This is a genomic window from Variovorax sp. HJSM1_2 (assembly GCF_049316285.1).
Taxonomy (GTDB): Bacteria; Pseudomonadota; Gammaproteobacteria; order Burkholderiales; family Burkholderiaceae_C; genus Rhodoferax_B.
In genome coordinates, this window is record NZ_JBMOXA010000012.1 from 74,211 (window position 1) to 95,126 (window position 20,916).

Annotated in this window: 17 protein-coding genes and 1 riboswitch; of the genes, 8 read left to right on the plus strand and 9 right to left on the minus strand. The window is 62.5% G+C overall.

Going from position 1 to position 20,916, the window contains the following annotated elements:
* Window positions 1-520 precede the first annotated feature (520 nt).
* Entirely contained in the window at window positions 521-1,516 is a 996-nt protein-coding gene (locus tag ACFQ95_RS15030; RefSeq protein WP_422832243.1) for a Bug family tripartite tricarboxylate transporter substrate binding protein, read from the minus strand.
* Between the two features lie 85 nt (window positions 1,517-1,601).
* Complete coding sequence (locus ACFQ95_RS15035) at window positions 1,602-2,573, minus strand: Bug family tripartite tricarboxylate transporter substrate binding protein (RefSeq protein ID WP_422832245.1); 972 nt, start codon at window positions 2,571-2,573, stop codon at window positions 1,602-1,604.
* Window positions 2,574-2,669: 96 nt separating this feature from the next.
* Here ACFQ95_RS15035 and acnA point away from each other — a divergent pair, with 96 nt between their 5' ends.
* From acnA to ACFQ95_RS15055, 4 genes are all read left to right on the plus strand, one after another.
* Entirely contained in the window at window positions 2,670-5,312 is a 2,643-nt protein-coding gene (gene acnA / locus ACFQ95_RS15040; protein WP_422832247.1) for an aconitate hydratase AcnA, read from the plus strand.
* Window positions 5,313-5,396: 84 nt separating this feature from the next.
* Window positions 5,397-6,329, plus strand: a complete 933-nt coding sequence (locus ACFQ95_RS15045) for a GntR family transcriptional regulator (protein WP_422832249.1) — start codon at window positions 5,397-5,399, stop codon at window positions 6,327-6,329.
* Window positions 6,330-6,352: 23 nt separating this feature from the next.
* A complete protein-coding gene (locus tag ACFQ95_RS15050; protein WP_422832250.1) occupies window positions 6,353-7,087 on the plus strand; it encodes an ABC transporter substrate-binding protein in 735 nt (244 codons plus the stop codon).
* Complete coding sequence (locus ACFQ95_RS15055; protein ID WP_422832252.1) at window positions 7,084-8,187, plus strand: lactonase family protein; 1,104 nt, start codon at window positions 7,084-7,086, stop codon at window positions 8,185-8,187. Before ACFQ95_RS15050 ends, ACFQ95_RS15055 begins: the two co-directional genes overlap by 4 nt.
* A 137-nt stretch (window positions 8,188-8,324) precedes the next feature.
* Here ACFQ95_RS15055 and ACFQ95_RS15060 read toward each other — a convergent pair whose 3' ends face one another.
* Entirely contained in the window at window positions 8,325-9,167 is an 843-nt protein-coding gene (locus ACFQ95_RS15060; protein WP_422832254.1) for a hypothetical protein, read from the minus strand.
* A 390-nt stretch (window positions 9,168-9,557) separates the two neighbouring features.
* On the opposite strand from ACFQ95_RS15060, the gene ACFQ95_RS15065 reads away from it, so the two are divergent.
* On the plus strand, window positions 9,558-10,349 hold the full coding sequence (locus ACFQ95_RS15065; protein ID WP_422832255.1) for a DNA/RNA non-specific endonuclease: 792 nt from the start codon (window positions 9,558-9,560) through the stop codon (window positions 10,347-10,349).
* A 22-nt stretch (window positions 10,350-10,371) separates the two neighbouring features.
* Here the strand turns inward: ACFQ95_RS15065 and ACFQ95_RS15070 are convergent, their stop codons facing one another.
* From ACFQ95_RS15070 to ACFQ95_RS15095, 6 genes are all read right to left on the minus strand, one after another.
* Window positions 10,372-11,289 carry an LLM class flavin-dependent oxidoreductase gene (locus tag ACFQ95_RS15070; protein ID WP_422832257.1) on the minus strand — a complete coding sequence of 306 codons (918 nt, stop codon included), beginning with the start codon at window positions 11,287-11,289 and terminating at the stop codon, window positions 10,372-10,374.
* A complete protein-coding gene (locus tag ACFQ95_RS15075; RefSeq protein WP_422832259.1) occupies window positions 11,289-12,062 on the minus strand; it encodes an ABC transporter ATP-binding protein in 774 nt (257 codons plus the stop codon). Before ACFQ95_RS15075 ends, ACFQ95_RS15070 begins: the two co-directional genes overlap by 1 nt.
* Window positions 12,059-13,078: a FecCD family ABC transporter permease gene (locus tag ACFQ95_RS15080; protein ID WP_422832260.1), complete on the minus strand. Its 1,020-nt coding sequence runs from the start codon at window positions 13,076-13,078 to the stop codon at window positions 12,059-12,061. Before ACFQ95_RS15080 ends, ACFQ95_RS15075 begins: the two co-directional genes overlap by 4 nt.
* Window positions 13,075-13,974: an ABC transporter substrate-binding protein gene (locus ACFQ95_RS15085; protein WP_422832262.1), complete on the minus strand. Its 900-nt coding sequence runs from the start codon at window positions 13,972-13,974 to the stop codon at window positions 13,075-13,077. The genes ACFQ95_RS15080 and ACFQ95_RS15085 overlap by 4 nt, the downstream gene beginning before the upstream one ends.
* Window positions 13,974-16,145, minus strand: a complete 2,172-nt coding sequence (locus ACFQ95_RS15090) for a TonB-dependent receptor (protein WP_422832264.1) — start codon at window positions 16,143-16,145, stop codon at window positions 13,974-13,976. Before ACFQ95_RS15090 ends, ACFQ95_RS15085 begins: the two co-directional genes overlap by 1 nt.
* Window positions 16,146-16,273: 128 nt before the next feature.
* Window positions 16,274-16,549, minus strand: a riboswitch (cobalamin riboswitch).
* Between the two features lie 68 nt (window positions 16,550-16,617).
* Window positions 16,618-17,559 carry a LysR family transcriptional regulator gene (locus ACFQ95_RS15095; RefSeq protein WP_422832266.1) on the minus strand — a complete coding sequence of 314 codons (942 nt, stop codon included), beginning with the start codon at window positions 17,557-17,559 and terminating at the stop codon, window positions 16,618-16,620.
* A gap of 121 nt (window positions 17,560-17,680) precedes the next feature.
* Between ACFQ95_RS15095 and ACFQ95_RS15100 the strand changes: the two genes are divergently transcribed.
* The 3 genes from ACFQ95_RS15100 to ACFQ95_RS15110 are packed head-to-tail and all read left to right on the plus strand — an operon-like array spanning window position 17,681 to window position 20,914.
* A complete protein-coding gene (locus ACFQ95_RS15100; protein WP_422832267.1) occupies window positions 17,681-18,673 on the plus strand; it encodes a Bug family tripartite tricarboxylate transporter substrate binding protein in 993 nt (330 codons plus the stop codon).
* 19 nt (window positions 18,674-18,692) lie between these two features.
* Window positions 18,693-19,952, plus strand: a complete 1,260-nt coding sequence (locus ACFQ95_RS15105; protein ID WP_422832268.1) for a CaiB/BaiF CoA transferase family protein — start codon at window positions 18,693-18,695, stop codon at window positions 19,950-19,952.
* Window positions 19,953-19,987: 35 nt separating this feature from the next.
* Window positions 19,988-20,914, plus strand: a complete 927-nt coding sequence (locus tag ACFQ95_RS15110; RefSeq protein ID WP_422832270.1) for an SDR family NAD(P)-dependent oxidoreductase — start codon at window positions 19,988-19,990, stop codon at window positions 20,912-20,914.
* Window positions 20,915-20,916 lie beyond the last annotated feature (2 nt).

Here is a 20,916-nt window from a genome sequence, read left to right on the forward strand (position 1 = left end):
GGAAATTGCACGTCACCCCTCGGGAATTAAGTGGAAAGCAGAAATCGAAGTTCAACCGCCCCTATTGCGAGCATGTGTACGTCGACTATACGTGCACTATTTACCCCAGTTGCAGGGAACAAGCTGGTATTCGCAGGAAGGTTGGAGTGTGGGCCCTCTGTCGCCGAGCGACGTAAGACAGCGGCTTGGCGCAAAGAAAAAAAAAGACTTCAAGCCTACAAGCTGCGAGCAAAGCGGCAGTCTTTGCTTTTTGTGCTCTCAGGGGACTCAGGCTCCGAATCTGCCTACATCCCTGAGATAACCCGGCAGGCGATATACAAAACAGACTTTGACCATGTCGCGATTCTTGACCTGCTGAACAGCGAAGTTTTCCCCCTCAATATTGAGCCGCTCAACTAAGACGGTTGCCCTGCTGTCGCTAGCTCCGGACAGCCGCTGTAGGCAAGCGTGAGTGTCGCAGTTGGGCCTCAAGCTGCCTTTCCCCTCTACAAAGCGGTTTCTCACCCGGGGCCCAACCGCATCACTCAATCTTGATGCCACGGTCCTTCACCAACCTGGACCACTTCAGGCTTTCGTTGTCGATGAAGGTGGCGAAGTCCTGGCTGCTGCCACCGCCGAACTCATTGCTCTGACTCAGGATGCGGTCTTTCACTTCAGGGTGCTCCATGGCCTTGGCGAAGGCTGCCTGTAGCTTCGCCACAATTGCTGGCGGTGTGCCCTTCGGCGCGACATAGCCCATCCAATTGGAGACAGTGACTTGTGGATAGCCAGCCTCGGTGAAGGTTGGCACATCCGGCATGGACGACAAGCGTTTCGCTGACGTCACCGCAATCGGCCGAATCTTCCCGGCCTGAATGGACGGCAACGCAGCTCCGGTCTGCTCAAACATCATGTCGACCTGGCCTGCCAACAAAGCCGTGGCGGCCGGGCCACCGCCTTTGAACGGAACACCCACCATGTCGATGCCAGCCGCACTTTCAAAGAGCTCGGCCGAAAGATGGTGCGCGCCGCCGGGGCCGGCGTTGGCAATGTTTAATGAGCCGGGTTTGGCTTTCGCGGCCGCCACCACATCGGCAATCGTTTTAAAGGGTTTGTCGGCCGGTACCGAGAGCACCAGGGGGCTCTTCTCCAGCAAGATGATGGGTACCAAGGTCTTAGGGTCGAAGTTCACCTTGGGGTAAATCCAGGGGTTCACGGCCAACGGGCCGAAGCTGCCCATGGCGATGGTGTAGCCGTCGGGCGCGGCGCGGGTCAGCAATTCGATGCCTATGTTGCCCGAGGCACCGGGTCGGTTGTCAACAATGACAGGCTGCTTCAGGATGTCGCCCAACTGCTTGGCCACCAAACGTGTCTTGACGTCGGTGTTGCCACCGGCCGCAAACGGAACAATGATGGTCACGGTCTTGCTCGGGAAGCTGGCAACGGCCTCCTGTGCAGAGGTTCCGACGCTCACTGTCGCGGTGATGGCTGCCATTGCCAGGGCAGGGGCTGCACGATTAAAAGCTTGTTTGAACATGTTGTCTCCTCGGTGAATAAAAATGAGGCAAAAGAAGGCCTTGCCGCCTCTGACGAGCGGCTTCCAAAACACGCTTGGTTGGTGCTTACTCGGCGACGATGTGTGCCGACTCCACAATCTTTGAATACTTGGCGGTCTCGACCGCGATGAAGTCCTTGAACTGCTTCTGCGTCATGGGCGCAGGCTCGCCGCCCTGGTCTTCCAGACGCTTGACGAGTTCGGGGTCGCGCAGCGCTTCGGTGACAGCCGCGTTCAGCTTGGCTTGCACCGCAGGCGGCGTAGAGGCGGGGGCAAACAGACCGAACCAGTTTTCCAGGCTGTAAGAAGCCACCGGCGCGTACTCGGCAATCGCCGGTACGTCGGGCGCAAAGCTCGCGCGTTTGGCGGACGTCACGCCCAGCACCTTGACCCGGTTGCCTTTGATGAACGGCGCAGCGCCAGCCATGCTCACAAAGGTGATGTCGACGTTGCCGGAAGCCACGTCGACCAACTGTCCTGACGAGCCCTTGTACGGCACGTGGTTCATCTTGATGCCGGCCAGCGACTGCAGCAGTTCGCCATTCAAGTGCTGTGGGTTGCCCACGCCGCTGGTGGCATAACTCAGCTTGCCGGGATTCTTCTTGGCGTAGGCCACCAGTTCTTCTATGTTCTTCGCGGGCAGGTTGGGCGAGGTCACCAGCACGTTGGGTACCCGTGTCACCAGCGTGATCGGCGCCAGGTCTTTCTCGGGCGCGTATTGCATCCGGCCCTTGTAGACCAACGGATTGATGGCTGTTTCACCCGCACTGCCAAGAAGCAGTGTGTAGCCGTCGCCCTTGGCTTTGGCCACCGCGTTGGCGCCCAACATACCGCTGGCACCGGGTTTGTTGTCGATGACCACCGACTGCCCCAAAGAGACGCGCAGCTTGTCGGCCAGCAGGCGGGCAATGGCGTCCACACCGCCGCCAGCGGTGAAGGGCACCACCACCGTAATCGTCTTGGATGGGTAGTCCTGGGCAAGGGCTGGGAACGCCAGGAAGGCTGCCGAAAGCAACAGCGTTTTGCGAAAGGTGGTCATGAAGTCTCCAAAAGTAGCGGCCGAAAAGCCTCCCTGAATTAGCTCAGGGTTTGCGCTAGATTGCATTTTATGAATTCAATATGCAAAATACGACCTATGGAAAACACCAATGCCTATCCAACCAGTGCGTTCCGCCTGGCGGGACAAGAATTTCGCTACTCAGACTTGCCCGCACTGTTCAGCGCTAGGCTGCAAGAATTGCCCGTGGTGCTGCGCCACCTGCTGGAGAACGTGTTGCGCAACACCCAGGGTGCAGAACGCCAGGCGGCCGTTGACGCGCTGTTTGCATGGCTAGACACCGGCACCAGCGAGGCGGAGATTGCATTTCAGCCGGGTCGGGTATTGATGCACGACACCACCAGCACCCCCGCACTAGTCGATATCGCAGCCATGCGAGATGCACTGTCCGAAGCGGGCGTCGACCCTATGGTGTTGAACCCCGGGCTGCCGGTTGATGTGTCGGTTGACCACTCCTTGGCGGTGGAAGCGTTCGCGCAAAAAGATGCGTCAACGGCCAACCTGCAAATCGAGATTCGGCGCAACGCCGAGCGTTACCGCTTTCTGCGCTGGGCCTCGAAGTCGCTAGCCCGTGTGCGGGTACACCCGCCAGGCACCGGCATCATGCACACCATCAATTTGGAGCAACTGGCGACCGTGGTGACCACCGAGCAACGCGATGGTGTCACCTGGGCCGTGCCCGACCAAATGATTGGCACGGACAGCCACACACCCATGGTGAACGGCATTGGCGTCTTGGGTTGGGGCGTGGGCGGGCTGGAAGCGCAGACCGTGATGTTCGGCATGCCGACCATGCTGCGCGTGCCGGATGTCATCGGTGTGCGGCTCACAGGCGCGTTGCAGCCGGGTGTGTTGGCCACGGACCTGGCCCTGACCGCCACCCAACGTTTGCGCGCGATTGGGGTGTCGGGTGAGTTTGTTGAATACTTTGGGCCCGGCGTGTCTACATTAACCGCCGGTGAGCGCTCGGTGGTCAGCAACATGGCGCCCGAATACGGTGCCACCACGGGTTATTTCCCGGTGGACCATCACACCCTGGCCTACCTGCGCGGCACGGGCCGTAGCGAGGCGCACATTGCCTTTGTCGAGACTTACTGTCGGCGTACCGGTTTCTGGTTCGACCCCGAAGCCAACCCACGCTACACACGTGTCATCGACATCGACCTGAGCAGCATCGGCATGCACATTGCCGGGCCGCGTCGGCCACAGGATTTGATGGACTACGGCGACAGTGCCAAGGCCCTGGCGGAAGTGAACTTCATCGCCAAGGCGCACGGGCCATTGCCCAAGCACGCCGTGGCGATTGCGGCCATCACCAGCTGCACCAACACCAGTGACCCGGCATTGTTGATTGCGGCTGGCCTGGTGGCGCGCAAGGCGCGAGCCTTGGGTTTGAAGGTGCCGCATTGGGTCAAGACCTCCTTGGGGCCTGGTTCGCCCGCCGCAGCCAGCTACCTGGCGCGTGCGGGCTTGCTCGACGACCTGGAAGCCGTGGGCTTCGGCATCGTGGGTTACGGCTGCACCACCTGCATTGGTAACTCCGGCCCGTTGACCGCACCGGTCAAAGCGGCACAAGAAGCCGGTGAAACCAAGGCTGTGGCCATCCTGTCCGGCAACCGCAATTTTCCGGGGCGGGTACACCCAGACATTGAACTGAGCTTCATCATGTCGCCGCCATTGGTCATTGCCTTTGGTTTGGCGGGCGACGCCGCGCGCAATCTGCGTGAAGAGCCGGTCCAAACCACGGCAGAGGGGCGCCGTGTTTTCCTCCAGGATTTGTGGCCCACCCGAGAGGAGATTGCCCTGCATCTGGCGTTGAGTGCCGACCCGGCAGACTACCAAAAGGACTTTGCTGTCGCCAGCCAAAACCCCTTGTGGTTTGCCCTCAAGGCACCGGACACCGCATTGTTCCCCTGGGACCCCAAGTCGACAGCGCTGCGGCGCCCGCCGTTTGCCGCCGTCGACGAGGGCAGCCAATTGGGGCACTACGCCGCCTATCCGCTGCTCATTGTTGGTGACGACATCACCACCGACCATATTTCTCCAGCGAGCGCCATTCCACCGGATAGCCTGGTAGCCGACTTCCTGGTCGCACGCGGCGATGACCGCAACGACCTCAACGTGTTCGCCTCACGCCGTGGCAACTGGGAAGTGATGATGCGCGCGGCCTTCCACAACAAGACGCTGAAGAACCTGTTGGCCCCTGGTGTGCCGGTGGCCCACACACTGCATGTGCCCAGCGGCGAAGTGCAAGCGATTTGGGACGTGGCGCAGCGTTACCGCGATGCGGGTCAGTCGGTGGTGATGGTGGCGGGAGAGCGCTACGGCACCGGCTCGTCACGCGACTGGGCGGCCAAGGGGCAACGGCTCTTGGGCATTCGCGCGGTATTGGCCATGAGCTTCGAGCGCATCCACCGCTCCAACCTCATAGGCATGGGCATTCTGCCGCTGCGCTTCCCGGCAGGTGTGGGACCGCAAAGCTTGCAATTGCAGCCCGGCGACCGCATCGAGGTGTTTGCCCCGGCAGATGCACTTTCTCCCCGCTGTGCCATCAGCGTGCAGGTGTTGCGTGCCAATGGCGCCGTGGACGTGTTTCAAGCCACGGCGGCGGTGGAAACACAGTTGGAAGTCGCGCTGTTGCGCAGCGGTGGCGTCATCCCGCTGATTCTGGGCCAGACCATCGCAGAACATGCGGTTGGTCGCCAGTTGCAAGCATCCTGAGCGTTACGAGCCAGACCGAGATTCGAGACCAAGATGGAAGTGCAGATGCGTGGCGCGGGTTTGCTGGATGGGACAATCTCTCCCATGAAAGCTCCTGCCCCTATATCTGCCCAAATCGTTGCGTTGATTCAAAACGAGGATTGGCCCGTCGGTACCCATTTGCGCGCGCAGGCCTTGGCCGACCGCTTGCGCGTATCGCGCTCGCCGGTGAACGAGGCGCTGCAGTTGCTGGAGGACAAAGGGGTTGTGCTGCGCGAGCGCAACCGGGGTTACTTCCTGGCCAAGGCTACGGCCCAATTGCCACCCGAGCTTTTGCAGGAAGTTGGCGTCAGCGAGGCCGATGTCACCAGCACGGCTTATTTCAAGATTGCCGAAGACCGGCTGCAGGGGCGTTTGCCCGACACCTTCTCCGAAGCCTCGCTGAAGACCCGCTACCAGCTCACGCCGGCACAACTCACGGCGGTGCTCACGCGTATTGCGCAAGAAGGCTGGGCCGAGCGCAAGCCCGGTTATGGCTGGGAGTTCTCGTCCATGTTGACGACGCCCGACAGTCTGCTGAAGTCTTATCGCTTGCGTCTGGCACTCGAGCCAGCCGCATTGCTGGAGCCTGGCTACCGGCTCGACAAACAGGTGCTTGCGCGTTGCCGCGCCGCCGAGATGCATCTGCTGCACGGCGGTATTGAAACCGCCACCGCAGACGAATTACATGACCGTGGTGTGTTGTTCCACGAGTCCCTGGTGGAGGCCTCGGGCAATGCGTTTTTCATCGACACCATTCGGCGCGTCAACCGCGTGCGCCGCTTGCTGTCCTACCGTTCCATGCGCGACCGCACGCGCTACGTCGAGCACTGCCAGCAGCACCTGGCGGTGTTGCAACTGCTGGAGCAAGAGCGCAACGAAGAAGCGTCTGCCGCCATGCGTGAGCATTTGGGCAGCACGTTGCGCAACCTGGGCCGCATCAGCGACATCTTGCAGCCGGGGTCGAACACGTCTCCCCCTAACCCACCACCAACTTAGTGCCTCATCGGCAAACCAACACCATGTCTGTGACACCCGAACTCCTGCACACTCTTGCGCCCACCGGCAAACTGCGCGCGGCCATCAACGTCGGCAACCCCCTCCTGGCCAACCTGGGCAAGGACGGCAAAGCGTTTGGGGTATCGATTGATTTGGCGCACGGCTTTGCGCGTTTGCTGGGGCTGGAGGTGGAGTTGGTGGTGTTCGATGCCGCTGGCAAATCGGTTGAAGCGGTGACGGCGGAACAGGCCGACTTTGGCTTCTTTGCGGTCGACCCTGTGCGCGGCGCAGGCATAACCTTCACGGCTCCCTATGTCCTGATAGAAGGGGCCTATCTGGTCAAAGACGGCTCGCCGCTGAAGGACAACACCGAAGTCGACCGGGACGGGCATAGGGTCGTGGTTGGCAAAGGCAGTGCCTATGACCTGTATCTCACACGTGAACTGAAGCGCGCCGAGATTCTGCGTTCACCGACTTCACCCACCGTGGTCGATACCTTTATCGAGCAAGGCGCCGAGGTCGCCGCCGGTGTGAAGCAGCAGCTCGAAGCGGATGCGCAGCGTGTGCCCGGCTTGCGCTTGCTGCCAGGCCGCTTCATGGTCATTCAGCAGGCCATGGGGCTACCCAAGGGTCGCGGTGAAGCCGCCGCCGCAGTACTGCGGCAGTATGTGGAAGACATGAAGGCCAGCGGATTTATTGCAGACGCTTTGGTGCGCCATGGCATTCAAGGCGCGTCGGTGGCGCCCGCACAGGCATGAGCAGCGCGCCCGCAGCCCAGCCCTCCGTCGTGTATGCCTACGTCGGCTCGCGCACCACGCGCGAACGTAATGCACGTGGGGAAGGCATCAGCGTCTTTCGAGTCAATGCCCACGACGGCGGCCTGGCCCTGGTCCAGCTTGTGCAGGACCTGGTCAACCCATCGTACTTGTGCCTGAACACATCGGGCCGTCGGCTTTACAGCGTGCACGGCGACGGCCATGAGGTCAGTGTTTTTGCCGTGTCTCCGCATGATGGCACATTGCAGTTCATGCAGCGGCAGGTCTGTGGCGGGCTCAATCCCGTACACCTTGTGTTGGACCCGACGGAGAGGTTTCTTGTCGTCTCCGACCATCTGGGTGACAAAGGTGGCAGCTTGGTTGTGCTGCCCGTACACAACGACGGCCGCTTAGGGACTGTTCGGCAGCGTGTGTCTTTGCCCGGTGCGCCGGGCCCACACCGCAAAGAACAACCACACGCCAAACCTCACTTCAATCCCTTTGACCCAAGCGGGCGCTTTGTGGTGGTGCCCGACAAAGGTTTGGACCGGGTGTTCGTTTTTCGGTTTGCAGATGGGCAACTCACGCCTGCGGAAAGCCCATGGATGGTGTGCCGGGAAGGCGCAGGCCCACGCCATGTGGCATTCCATCCCACGGCACCATTTGCCTATGTCATCAACGAACTGGACTCCTCCGTCTTGGCTTGCCGATTTGATGACACGACCGGCACACTGCAAGCATTGCAGGTCCTGTCCTCTTTGCCAGACACCTATGTCGGCAACAGCCGAGCATCAGAGATTGCCATTTCACACGATGGACGTACCTTGTACGCCTCCAACCGTGGCCTCGACAGCATTGCGGTGTTTCGCATTGACGTGGAAACGGGAAGGCTTAGCTTTGTTGAAGCCATTTCTTCTAACGGTCAAACGCCTCGCTTCTTTGCGCTAGCGCCTGATGGTGCGTTTATGTATGTGTTGAACGAAGACAGTGACAGCATCGTCAGCTTCGCCGTCGATGCGACGACAGGGACGTTGCATCCACCACAGAAATCCGTTGGCTGCGGCAGCCCGGTGTGCATGGTTTTCTCGACCGTTTCAGCTTAGAGAGGTACGAATTCAGAGCTCGCCAATAAAAATCTGGTTTTGGCCGAATGTAGAAGCCTGGTCGAATCGGAGGTAGCCGTTTCCACGATGCCTGTTTCGCCTAGCTGGTTCGAGGCAGCGGTTTACAACAACACTGTTCAAAGAACCTCGCCAGCCCCCCTGAGCCGACTCGATGTTCGGTAGTGCAGCTCCATTTCGCCGGCAACAACTTCCAGCCGCTGATGCTGCCCCACCCGGGCCGCAATTCTCATGGCGCCTGCGGCAACCACAGCTTGCCGGCAATCGTCATGGCTCGCGGCCAGTTCGGCACGGGCCCACCAGGTGATGGCACGCAGCCAGCAATGACGAGGCAGTTGGTTGACGATTTCCAGGCAGGCCTGATGGTGTCTACAGGCATCAACCAGCTTGCCATCCCGTATCGCCGCGATACAACTGACAAACAGCAAAAGCACCGTCCCAATCAGCGCCGTGCGTCGCTCTGGCAACTGCGAATACCATTGGTTTGAGGCGGTTTGGGCTGCGGCGACCAGTTTCACGAGCTTGGCCCCGTCTCCCCAATCCTGGTGCTGGCGCACGAGCTTAGACAAACTCAAAACCTCCAAGAAGCTCGCGTTCACCAAGGGTTGCAGCATGGCCGGGCCACCATGGCTGACCTGCGACAGCATCACCGCGCTTTCCAGCGCATGCGCCGATGCTTGAAAGTCGTTTTCCCAGAATGCGGACACACCCAGGTAGTTCAGCCCCAGCGCATGAACCGCATGGCCTGCGGCCCCATCTTCCAGCAGGGCCAACAGGTCTTCGCGTCCCTGGCGGGCATCAGGCAGCCCCAGGGAGCTGGCGGTGTAGTTCACGACCGAAAGCGCCTCCACAAGCCCGACCGGATTACCCTGCGCACTGAACAACTGCGCGGCCAATGCACTGAAATGAAAACCGCGCTGCAGTTCGAAGTCCATGACCTGGCCGCGGGCCAGCAGCAACATCGATTCCGCACTCAGAGGGTGGTTGTGTTCCTTGAAGCTGCGGGTCAGAACGGCATGGCCCAGCTCAAAACCCTTGTGCAATTCACCTGCGGCCATGGACTGCCGAGCCAGGCCCAGCAACAAATGGTTGACCATCAAAGTGCTCGGTTGCGCGTCCATCGTCCAGCTTTCTCAAAGATCCAAATGTAACAACACCAACCAGTATCGCCCGCCCGAATGTCTTCAAGCTGACGGCCCGGAACGGCGCTTCGGCCGGGCTGACACAGGCCACGGCGGGCGTTGCACCAAGCACCGTCCCGGAGGAACACCCTGGGTGTGAAACGCACGCGTTGTGTGGACATAGCGCCGGAATCGCCGGAATCGCACTTTTGGTAAGTATGCTTATGGACTATGCATTCTTCCCTCTTCAGAGCGGCGGCACGGTCAGGCGCCGCCCTCGTCGCCAGCCTTGTTTTTAGCCTTTCGGCTGCCCACGCATTCGACCACAGGGGCCCCCGCGTTGAGACGTCGGCCTATGCCTCCAGTTTTGCGCAATGCCCTCAATTCTTTGCCGAGGGCCGTCCACCCGTTGTGCAGCGTCAAGCCCAGCAACGCGAGCTGTGCTACGAAGCTTTTGCGGTGCTGCACAACGGCAACACACGCACCCCCCTCTTTGTGGCGCAACGCCTCAGCCGGCAAAGCCTGCAGGCCAATGGTGGCAAGCGCTCGGACACGTTTTTTGCGGACGCCCGCTTGCCCCGAAGTGAGCGGGCCGAGCTAGAGGACTACCGGCGTTCAGGCTACTCCCGCGGCCACATGGCGCCCGCTGGCGACATGCCCTCACCAACGGCCATGGCACAAAGCTTCTCGCTGGCCAATATGGTTCCGCAGAATGCGAACCACAACAGCGGTGCCTGGGCCAAGATTGAGCAGGACACGCGGCGCTACATCCTGCGCGCCCAGGGTGATGTTTATGTCATCACCGGGCCGGTCTTCAGCCGGACCAGCCCGCGCATCGGGCCCAATGGCGTGGCCGTGCCCAGCCACTTGTACAAGCTGGTCTACGACGCCACAAGCCATCGCGCATGGGCCCATTGGCAAGCCAACCAGGAAGGGGAAAAGGCTGGCCGCCCCATCAGCTACCGCGAGCTGGTTGAACGTACGGGCATCGATTTCTTGCCGCATCTGCGGCCGCAGCCGTAAACGCTGCGTGCGGCAGCAAGCGCTAAGGTGGGCCCTTCAAGGCCGGAAGCACCTCCCGAGCAAAAAGCTGCATGCTGGCCAGCGCCGCATCGTTGCCCAGCAGGCCATTGGCATTAAATACACAACGCAGGCTAGCGATACCCGTGCGCTCGCGCAGCGCCGCAATTTGCGCGTGGCAGGCCGCCGGGTCACCATAGATAAATTGCTCACGCAGCGTGCGCGCCACGTCGATAGGCGCAACCTCGCTGGCAGGCACGCCGCGTTTTGCGGCGAAAAACAGTCTGCGCTCATAAAGCCGCGGCCATAACGCGTCCAGCTGGGCCGCAACAGCCTCGGCGCAAGCGCCAATACAAACGTAACGCGCAAGCGAGGAACGTGCACGCAAGCCCGCTGCGGCGTTGCCGGCCAAGGCGTCCAGCTGGCTGAGCTGGCGTTCTTCGGGCGGCTCCAGGCTCAGCAGCAACGGCAGGTTTTGCTTCACCGCAAAACCAATGCTCTCGGGCGTGGAACCCGCAATATAAAGCGGTGGATGCGGCACGCTCAGCAGATGTTCACAGGCCCGCTCGAACCGCTCACGTGTTTCGCTGGGGTCTATCTGCAACGCTTGCAGCGTGGCCGCCTCGGTGCCGCGGCCCAGCCCCACATCCAGACGCCCACCACTTTGAAAGGCCAGCTGGGCCAGTTCCTCGGCCAGCAACAGCGGTTGGTGCAGCGGCAGCACCAGCACCGCTGTGCCAATACGCAGCCGCTCGGTCCTGGCCAACAGCGCGGCCGCCAGCAGCAGTGGCGACGGGTAGGGCCAATTGGCGGCCGACAAGCGGAATTCGCTGAACCACACACCATCAAAACCCCAGCGGTCAGCAGCTTCAAACATCGAGAAAAAAGTGCGCGGGTCGCCTTGTGTCGCGTCACGTGTCCAGCCCGCCAAGTCTATGCGCATCAAGCGGCTCCCTGCTCACCAGATAACACGTGCAGATTGGCGCGCAGCAACACACCGGGTGAAGCCGCGATGCGCTCGAACGCCACCCCGAAGATGTGATCAAGCAAAGGCTCATGGACCAACTCGGCCCCGCCATCGGCCACGATGCCGCCCCGGCCCACCACCACCACACGCTCGAAGTGGCGAAACGCCAGATCCAGATCGTGCATGGCCACCACCACCAGTTGTGTACGCCCACGCCGGGCCAACGTTTCCACCAGCGCCAGCCGGTGCCGCACGTCCAGGTTGGCGCCGGGCTCATCGGCCAGCAACACCGGCGGGTCTGGGGCCAGCACCGTCGCCAGCAGTGCGCGCGCCTGCTCGCCGCCCGACATGGTGGACCAGCGCCGGTGCCGGAACTCGGCCAGCCCCTCGCGTTCCATGACCTGCTCAGCGGTGCTTGTTCGCGACCCCGTGAGCCGCATGCCAAGCAGCTCGGTCAGGGTCAAATCCCAATGTGGTTCAAAGTGCTGCGGCATGAAGCCTATGCTGTGCGCCCGCTCTGCCACCGGCACGCGCGCGATGTCTCGGCCATCCAGCAGCACCTGCCCGCTGTGGGCCGGCAGCAGCCCGGCCAGCAGCGAGAGCAAGCTGGATTTGCCGGCCCCGTTGGGCCCGATGACGGCCACCGAACCACGCGCGGGCAATGCCAGCGACACCTCTGAAAGCACAGTCCACGTTCTGCGGACCAGGCCCAGACCACGCGCTTCCAAGCGCCAGGGTGATGCACTCATGCGCGCAGCCTCCGTGCCAGCAACAGAATGAAGAAGGGCCCCCCAGCCACGGCCGTCACCAGCCCCAGAGGAATTTCTGCCGGCGGCAAAGCAGCACGGGCGATGGCGTCGGCCAGCGTGACCACAATGGCGCCGGTGAGCGCCGAGGCGGGCAGCAACACTCTGTGCAGCGGCCCGACCATCCAGCGTGCAATATGCGGCGCCGCCAAGCCCACAAAGGCCACCAGACCACCATAGGCCACGGCAGCCGCCACCACCAGGGAGCCCACCACCACCGCCCATGGCGTGAAGCGCGCCACGTCCAGCCCAAAACCTTGCGCTGCAGCGCTGCCAAGCCCCAGCAGGTCCAGGCCACGCGCGATCGCGGCTGTGGCCAGCAGGCTGGCCACACACAGCAGGGCCAGCAAACCCAGGCCCGGCCAGGCCGGTGTTTGAATGCCCCCCAGCACCCAGCTCATCACCACCTGCAGGCTCACGGTTTCGTCGGACAGCGCCAGCATCAAAAACGAGCGCAGCGCCCCCAGCATGGCGGCAATCGCCACACCCGCGAGCAGCATGCCTGCGGCATCAAAGGCAGCAGCCACGCGCGACACGGCCAGCACCAACATGGTTGAGCCCCAGGCGCCACCAAAAGCCAGCACCGGCAACAGCCACACTTGTGGCACACCCAGCGGCACCAGCAGCGCCACCGTGGCCCCCAATGCCGCGCCGCCCGAAGCACCCAGCAGATACGGCTCGGCCAGTGGATTGCGAAACACGCCCTGGAACACCGCCCCCGAAAGCCCCAGCAAGGCCCCCACCAGCGCCGCCGCGGCCACACGTGGCAGGCGCCATTGCAGCAGCAAGCGGCTGCGCAGGCTGTCGTCGCCCAAAAGCGCCCGGTAGATGTCGACCGGTGACGCCCATTGATGGCCGGCGCAAGCCGCCAGCACCAAGGCGCAGACCAGCACCGCAAACGCGATCAGCCATGGCCGCCATGGCTGGCCAGAAAAAGAGTTGCAGGCACTTGTAGTCATTGCGGATGAAGAATGTGCGCCAACGCTTCGATGCCATCGATGGTGCGTGGGCCGGGAATCAAGAATTCGCTGCGAGAGACCGTGATGGCCCGGCCCGCACGCACCGCACGCATGTCGCGCCAGCCGGGCTGACGGATCAGTTCCTCAAGAGCGACACGCGTTCCGGCGAACAGCAGCACGTCGGGGTCGGAAGCCAGCACCGCCTCGGGCGACACCTGGGGCACGGCACCTCGGCCGGCCAAGGCAAACCGGCCACCGGCCTTGAGCAAGGCCTCGCCGGTGTAGCTGTCGTCGCGCGCCACCAGCAACATGCCGTTGCCCACACGGCCTGTGACCATCACAAGGCGCGGCGCGGCGCGGCCGGCCACATGCTGCGCCACGGCATCCAGCCGCCGTTGCAGCGATGCGGCCAGCGTGTCGCCGCGTTCCGCCACCCCCGTGGCGCGCGCCACCAGGCGGATGTTGTCCAGCACCTCGCCCACGCTGCGGCTCAGCAGCACCAGCACCGGCACACCGATACGCTCCATAGGCGCCACCAGTTGGTGCGCCGCTTGCCGCGCGGGTGTGACGATGACCAGGTCGGGGCGCTGCGCCACCACCGCATCCACCGAGAAGCCCAGGCGCCCGCCCACCTTGGGCCGCGACAGCACTTCGGGCGGAAAACGCGTGAAGTCCTCAATGCCCACAATGCGCTCCGCCAGGCCAAGCGAGGCCACCAACTCGGTGTTGGACGCAAAGATCGTCACCAGCCGCTGCGGCGCGGCCGGCAGCACCACGTTGCGGCCCAAGGCATCGCGCACCTCGATGGGCGCGGCATACAGCGCATGGGCCCAGACCAGCGCGCCCAGCGCCAGCACCCTCACAAGCCTGCGCAGAGGGCGCGCCCTGCGCAGCATCAGAAGTTCACCAGCATGCCGACCTGCAACGCCCGGCCCGGCATCGAGGTGCCACAGCCGCCGTTCTGGAAGCGTGGGTCGGCGATACACGGCCTCTGATCCAGCGCAATAAAGATCGGGCTGCGGTTGATGTCAAACAGGTTGTCGACCCGTGCGAACAGCTTGACCGACTTGTTGACACGGTAGTCGCCACGCAGATTCCAGGTGGTGAACGCGCCCTTGCGGTGGATAAAGCTGCTGTTGGCTTCGCCCTGTGGGATCAGCAGCGCTTCTTCGGTGTCGTACCACATCGGGCCGCGCAGCAATGCGCCTATCTGCAGGCTCCAGTCGTCGGGCTGTGCACCCGAGCCACGCGCATAACGCATGCCAAACGACGCCTCGTATTTGTACATGCGTTGCACAAAGTCGGTGGCCAAGGTGGTGGCACCCTTGTCCTGCATCTTGAAGTTGTAGTAGCCGTTGGCGAACAGCTTCAGCCGGTGTGGCGTCTTGTCGAAATTCAGCAGCTTGGCGAGATCGGCATCGGCGCTGAGCTCCAGCCCTTGCACCAGGATATCGGCCGTGTTGTTGGCGTAGTCCGAGGTGTTGGTGCTGGCGCCACGCGACACCGTGATGATGCGGTTGGCGATGGTGTTCTGGAACAGCGCCATGTCGATCTGCCCGGCTGGTGCTTGCCAGGTGCCACCGACCTCGATCTGGCGGTTGCTCTCGGGCTTGAGGTTGGGGTTGCCAAAAGTTCGACCACCACCCACGGCGGTGAAATCGGCGCCCAGCTCGCTGGCGGTGGGCGCGCGAAAACCGGTGGAAATGCCGGTGCGCAGGTTCAGCGTCTCTTGTGCGCGCCAGACGGCCCCGGTAGACCAGGTGGTCACTTCGTACGACTGGCTGCCGCCGCGCTGCAGCGCCAGGTTGGGCGTGAGGTCGAAGTCGGTGCTACCCCAGGTGCGGCGTGCGCCGCCGCGCAGCGTCACGCGGTCGTTGAAGAGTTTCTGCGCGTCTTCAAAATACAGCGCGTTGACCTGCTCGGTCTGGTTGTTGTCATAGGGTGCCACCTGGCCACCAGGCCCGCCGGGCATGGCCACACGCACACGGTCCGAGCGCAACCTGCTGTGCTCATAGTCGTAGCCCAGCAGCAGGTCATTGCCCGCGCCCAGCTTGAAGCGCGGCTGCAGGCGTGTGCCCGCGATGTCGAGCTTGCGCAGGTTGTAGTCGCTGCGCGTACCGGGCACGGCGGCGGTGCCGCTGCGGATCACCGGTGAGGCCCATTTAAATTCGTCTTCGTCTTGCGCCGCATAAGCCTGCGCCATCCAACTGATGCGTTCGTCAGAACTGCGGCCTTCGTAGGTGGCGTCGAACGAGGCGTTGCTGCGGTCGTCCTGGCTGATGGTGTTGGCGCCCGAGCCACGGAAACCGGCGTTGTAGATGCCGTCTGTGCGCAGTTGCAGGTCTACGCGGTTCAGCGCATTGATCTCCAAACCAAGCGCACCGCTGAGCGCACGCCGCTCCCAGCCGGTGTTGAGCATGCTGCTGCCGCCCTTGCCGGAGTCGTAATCGCCACGCTGGCCACCCGAGAGGCCCAGGTACCAATCCAGTTTGTCTGCGGTGCCCGAGGTTTGTGCACTGAGGGTGGCCAGCTCCCAGGAGCCGCCGGTCACGCTGACCTGGTTCGGCGGCGCATCCGAGCCTTTTTTCATGATGATGTTGATCACGCCGCCCATGTTCTGGCTGCCGTAGATCACCGAGGCCGGGCCACGCACAATTTCAATCCGTTCGACCTCGGCCGTGCTCAGCTTGGAGATGTTGGCGGTGCCGGCACGCCGGCCATTCACCAGCACCAGCACCTGGCTCTTGAAATCGCGGCCCTGGCCGTCGCTGGTGGCACCACGGATGTTGATCGAGGTCTGGGCCGCCGTCCATTCGCTGAAGAAGCCTATGGCGTTCTCGGCCAGCAGATCGGTCACCGACTGCGCGCTTGAGCGCTCTATGGCCGCGCGGTCTATCACCTGGGTGGTGGCGGCAATACGGCTGCGCTCTTCAGGCCGCGCGGTGGCGGTGACAAAAACCTCTTTGAGGCCATCCGAAGTTTGGGCAATGCCGTCGCCAGCGGCGAGCGACAGACAGGCGAGGGCAACGGCCCTGGTAGAGACATAAAAGGGAAATGGTTTGCGCATGCGCGGCTCCAGCATGTTCCGCGACCCCGCGGAACAATCGAGACATCAAAAAGCACGCTGAAGGCACACGTCGAAGCAGGCCGCAGCAAAAGCAGCGGCCGGCCCGGACCGACGCACTCCCGCAACGTCCGAAGGCGGTGGCGCAGGCCGGTATCCGGGCTCGCGGAGCATCTTTGGGTGCTACACCCATGGTGTGCACCAAAGACCAGAAACACCCGCCTTCCCACGCTTGAAGCGCAGTGGCTGTGGATGCCGTTGGCATCGACTTGGGGTTTCCTTATCCGCTGACCGTTGCGGGGGCAGCGCAGGAATTGCCATGTCTTCAACGACGTGGCGCACCTGCTTCCCGTTTAACCCCGCATGTTCCAGAAGAACATGCAAGGCACCTGGCAACCGTGGCAGGCCGCGCACTTGAAGTGGCTCGGCATGCCGGGCGCGATTATAGGAGCGCGATTGGCAAGAGGATGGCAGTTCAGATGTATGCAGCCAATCCCAGCACCTGCCTGAACAGGTCTACCCGCGGGCTGCTCACACCGGCGCGGTGGATCAACGCCACCGGGCCGGACGGCACAGCAGGCCCCACCCTCAGCTGGTCCACCAGGTTCAGGTTTTTCGCATGGGCGATCAAGGTCACATCGGGTGCAATGCCCAGGCCCACACCGGCCGCGACCAGCTCCACGTTGGTCACCGGGCTGGCAGATTCGATGATGGGCATGGGCGGCATCACACCGGCACGGATGAAGCAGTCTTCCACCACGCGCCGCGCCATGGCGCCTTGCGCCGGCAAGACCCAGGGTTCGGCAGACAGGTCCTGCCAGCTCACGCTGCGCGCCCGCACCAGGCGATGTTTTTTCGGGGCGATGATGCTGAACTGCACCTCGAATAATTTCTCATAGTGCAGGGCGACTGCACCGGGCTCGGGCAGTTGCGCCGGATAGGTGGTGAGCAGCGCGTCGACCTCGCCCTTCATCAAGGCCTGCATCAGCACCGGCACACGTTCCTCCAGCAAGTGCACACGCACCGGCGGGTTGCGCTGTACCAGTTTCTTCAGCACCTCGGGCAGGTAGCCTTGCGCCACGAAGGGTGGCGCGCCTATCCTCAAGCTGGCGGCAAAGCGGTCGCCCGCTGTGGCTTCGCGTTGCACATGGGTCAACTCTTTAAGCAACAGCGCGGCGCCGCGAATCGCCACTGCGCCCTGGTCCGTGGGTTTGAGGCCACGCGGTGTACGCACAAACAGTGCAAAACCAAAGGCGGTCTCGATTTCGACCAGCGCCTTGCTGAGCGCAGGCTGCGTCAGATTCAGTGCCTCGGCGGCCGCACGCAGGCTGCCACCACGCTGCAACTCGGTCAGCAGGCGCAGATGCCGAAAGCGCAGCCGGGAGATCAGGTGTTCCGCGTCAGTGGATAAAGGCATGGCGAGTCACGGTCTGGTATGGCACGAGGCTTAACGAAAAGCTTTCAACATATAAAAAGATATCACTTTTTATTATTCCCCAGCAATCCTATGCTTGGCCCAAACCCACAAGGAGACAACCATGGACCGTCGCACTTTCTGCTTGAGCGCAGCCTCAAGCGCTTTCTCTGGCGCATTTTTATCGGCCACCGCGGCACACGCTGCCGAGGCTTATCCGAGCCGGCCGGTGCGCATCATCGTGCCGTACGCCGCAGGCGGTGGGCCGGATGTGATGGTGCGGCAATTCGGCCCCAAGCTTGGCGAGGCATTGGGCCAAGCCACCGTGATAGAGAACAAGGTCGGCGCCGGTGGTGTGCTTGCCGCCCAATACGCGGCGCAGGCGCAGCCAGACGGCTACACCGTGCTGGTGGGCTCGAACTCGCATCTGATCCAGAAAATTCTGCAGCCCAGCCTGAAGTTCGACCCGACCACCGAGTTCATCCCCGTGACGACGATAGGCACCTCACCCAGCGTGTTGGTGGTGGCCGCGAATTCGCCTTACCGCTCGGTGGAAGAACTGGTCGCTGCGGTCAAGGCCAAGCCGGGGAAATTGAACTACGGCTCGGGCGGCATAGGCTCCGCCGCCCACCTGGGGGGCGCCACGCTGATGTCGCTGGTCAACGGCAATGCCGTGCACGTGCCGCTCAAAGGTTCGGTGGAGATTCCGCTGTCGCTGCTGCGTGGCGACACCGATTTCGCGTTCACCATTGCCGGCACGGCGATACCGCAGGTCAAGGGCGGCAAGCTGCGCGCGCTGGCCGTGACCAGTGCCGCCCCATTAAAGGAGCTGCCGAACGTGCCGCCGCTGCGCGACGTGATGCGCAGCGAATTGACGGTGCAGGAGTTCTGGTTCGGCCTTTGGGTGCCGCTCAAGACACCGGCCGAGGTGATTGCCAAACTCTACAGCTCCACCATACAGGCGCTGGGCGACCCGGCTGTCAAAACGGCATTCGAGTTGACCGGCAACAGCGTGATCCACAGCGACAGCCCCAAGGCCGATGCGGCGTTTGTGCAGGCTGAAAACCGCAAGTGGACCGAGATCATCAAGCTCACCGGTGTCACCGCCAGTTCGTGAGATAAAGAGAAAGCGTCTTATGTCTAAACCACTTAGCGGCGTGCGCGTGCTTGATTTGTCGCACGTCATCGCCGGTCCGCTGGCCTCTTTTTATCTGGCCCAGTTGGGGGCCGAAGTCATCAAGATCGAACCCCCGCTGGCAGGCGAGGTCATGCGCTCGATGAAGGCCACACCAGGCAGCGACACCCCCACCGGGTTTGTCGCCTGCAATGCGGGCAAACATTCCGTGGCGCTGGACATTCGAACGCCCGAGGGTGCTGCCTTGGTGCGTTCACTCGCCGCTTCGGCAGACGTTTTCATCGAAAACTTTCGCCCTGGGGTGGTCGCCAAATACGGCCTGGACTTTGAGTCCATCAAGGCCGTGAAGCCGGACATCGTGTATTGCTCGATTTCCGGTTTTGGCCAGCAGGGCGACTGGTCGCATCGCGGCGCTTACGACCACGTGGTGCAGGCGCTGACCGGCATGATGATGATGTCGGGCGAAGGGCAGGACGCTCCGCCGCTGAAGGTCGGCTTTCCGGTGATCGATGTGGCGGTGGGCATGCTGGCATCGCTTTCCATCGTCTCGTCGCTGCACCGCCGCTCGCGCGAAGGCGTGGGCCAATACATCGATTCATCCATGGTGCAGGCCTCGCTGATGTTGATGTACCCGAATACCAGCGCCTTCCTGACCGATGGTGTGGAAGCCCCGCGCACCGGCAACCGTGGCTACACCGGCAGCCCCGCGGCCGACACCTATGCCTGCGCAGAGGGTTGGCTGGCCGTCGCGGCCAACACCCCGGCGCAGTTTCGCAAACTCACTAAGGTATTGGGCATTGAAGAACTGTGCAACGACCCACGCGCCCTGGACCTCGACGCGTTTAACGCCCCCAACGGTTTTGTGGTGCCTAAAGACACGCCTTATGTGACGGCCTTGCTGCGATCGGCTTTTGAAAGCCACAACGCATTTGAACTCGAAGAACAACTCAGCGCCGCTGGTGTGCCTGCGGCACGTGTACGCAGGCTGGGCGAATTTCTGCGCGAAGCCGACGCAACCGGCTGCGTGGAATTGCCCGATTTCCGCTTTCAGCAAGCCAGCCATAGCGTGCGCACATGCGGCATAGGCTTCGCCTTTGCCGATGACGGCGAAGCCACCACCCTGGGCGCCGAAACGCTGGGCCAGAGCACCGAAGCGGTGTTGAAACAAGACGGTGTTTCCGATGACACCATCGCCGCGCTACGCGCTGCCGGCGTGATACGCACCGCCACGTTGGCCGCGCAGCCTACGGCCGCGCTTTGATAGACAACTTAATCGTGAAAGAAAAGAGAGAAAACATGTCGCAACTTCTGCAGGATCGTGTAGCCATCATCACCGGCGCTGGCCGAGGCTTGGGCCGCTCCCATGCGCTTGAGCTGGCGCGCCACGGCGCACGCGTGGTGGTGAACGACATTGGCGCTTGCCAGCCGGGCTCTTCGGCGCAAGCCGTGGTGCAGGACATCCAGGCCCTGGGCGGTGAAGCCTTTGCCAACGATGCGGATGTGACCAGTCCACAACAAGTCGAAGCCATGGTGCAGCAAGCTGTGGCCAAGTGGGGTCGCGTGGACATCTTGGTCAATAACGCGGGCATCTTGCGCGACAAGAGTTTTGCCAAGATGGAATTGGATGATTTTCGTCTGGTGATGGAAGTCCACCTCATGGGCGCCGTGCATTGCGCCAAGGCGGTCTGGAACCTGATGCGTGCCCAGAACTACGGCCGCATCGTGATGACGTCTTCGTCCTCGGGCTTGTACGGCAACTTTGGCCAGGCCAACTACGGCGCCGCCAAGATGGCCTTGGTCGGTTTGATGCAAACCCTGGCGCTGGAGGGAGAACGCAACAATATTCGCGTCAACTGCCTGGCGCCCACCGCCGCCACCGCCATGACCGAGACCTTGCTGGCCGCCGAGGAATTGGCATTGCTCGCGCCCGAATCGGTGAGCCCCGCGCTGGTGGCGCTGGTCACCGAAGACGCGCCCACACGCAGTATCTTGCTGGCCGGCGCCGGTGGTTTTGAGCAGGCCAACATCACCATGACCAAGGGCATCTTCCTGCCGCGCTCCGAGTCTCAGGCCAGCCAGTTGATCACACGGCTCGCAGAAGTCTCTGACCGCCACGAGGAGCAAGTGCCCGCCACAGGTTTCGACCAACTGCGCCACGAAATTGCCAAGGCCCGTGTACACAAGGCGGCGCTGCAGCCGGCCCAGCAGGCAGAAAACGCCTGACA

Bases quoted from the DNA above. Each gene is read 5' to 3' on its own strand.
- ACFQ95_RS15050 (WP_422832250.1), top strand. From the start codon at position 6,353: ATGTCTGTGACACCCGAACTCCTGCACACTCTTGCGCCCACCGGCAAA.
- ACFQ95_RS15110 (WP_422832270.1), top strand. From the start codon at position 19,988: ATGTCGCAACTTCTGCAGGATCGTGTAGCCATCATCACCGGCGCTGGC.
- ACFQ95_RS15075 (WP_422832259.1), bottom strand. From the start codon at position 12,062: ATGAGTGCATCACCCTGGCGCTTGGAAGCGCGTGGTCTGGGCCTGGTC.
- ACFQ95_RS15090 (WP_422832264.1), bottom strand. From the start codon at position 16,145: ATGCGCAAACCATTTCCCTTTTATGTCTCTACCAGGGCCGTTGCCCTC.
- ACFQ95_RS15065 (WP_422832255.1), top strand. From the start codon at position 9,558: ATGCATTCTTCCCTCTTCAGAGCGGCGGCACGGTCAGGCGCCGCCCTC.
- ACFQ95_RS15045 (WP_422832249.1), top strand. From the start codon at position 5,397: ATGAAAGCTCCTGCCCCTATATCTGCCCAAATCGTTGCGTTGATTCAA.
- ACFQ95_RS15085 (WP_422832262.1), bottom strand. From the start codon at position 13,974: ATGCTGCGCAGGGCGCGCCCTCTGCGCAGGCTTGTGAGGGTGCTGGCG.
- ACFQ95_RS15060 (WP_422832254.1), bottom strand. From the start codon at position 9,167: ATGTTGCTGCTGGCCCGCGGCCAGGTCATGGACTTCGAACTGCAGCGC.
- ACFQ95_RS15030 (WP_422832243.1), bottom strand. From the start codon at position 1,516: ATGTTCAAACAAGCTTTTAATCGTGCAGCCCCTGCCCTGGCAATGGCA.
- ACFQ95_RS15095 (WP_422832266.1), bottom strand. From the start codon at position 17,559: ATGCCTTTATCCACTGACGCGGAACACCTGATCTCCCGGCTGCGCTTT.
- ACFQ95_RS15100 (WP_422832267.1), top strand. From the start codon at position 17,681: ATGGACCGTCGCACTTTCTGCTTGAGCGCAGCCTCAAGCGCTTTCTCT.
- ACFQ95_RS15055 (WP_422832252.1), top strand. From the start codon at position 7,084: ATGAGCAGCGCGCCCGCAGCCCAGCCCTCCGTCGTGTATGCCTACGTC.
- ACFQ95_RS15035 (WP_422832245.1), bottom strand. From the start codon at position 2,573: ATGACCACCTTTCGCAAAACGCTGTTGCTTTCGGCAGCCTTCCTGGCG.
- acnA (WP_422832247.1), top strand. From the start codon at position 2,670: ATGGAAAACACCAATGCCTATCCAACCAGTGCGTTCCGCCTGGCGGGA.
- ACFQ95_RS15105 (WP_422832268.1), top strand. From the start codon at position 18,693: ATGTCTAAACCACTTAGCGGCGTGCGCGTGCTTGATTTGTCGCACGTC.
- ACFQ95_RS15080 (WP_422832260.1), bottom strand. From the start codon at position 13,078: ATGACTACAAGTGCCTGCAACTCTTTTTCTGGCCAGCCATGGCGGCCA.
- ACFQ95_RS15070 (WP_422832257.1), bottom strand. From the start codon at position 11,289: ATGCGCATAGACTTGGCGGGCTGGACACGTGACGCGACACAAGGCGAC.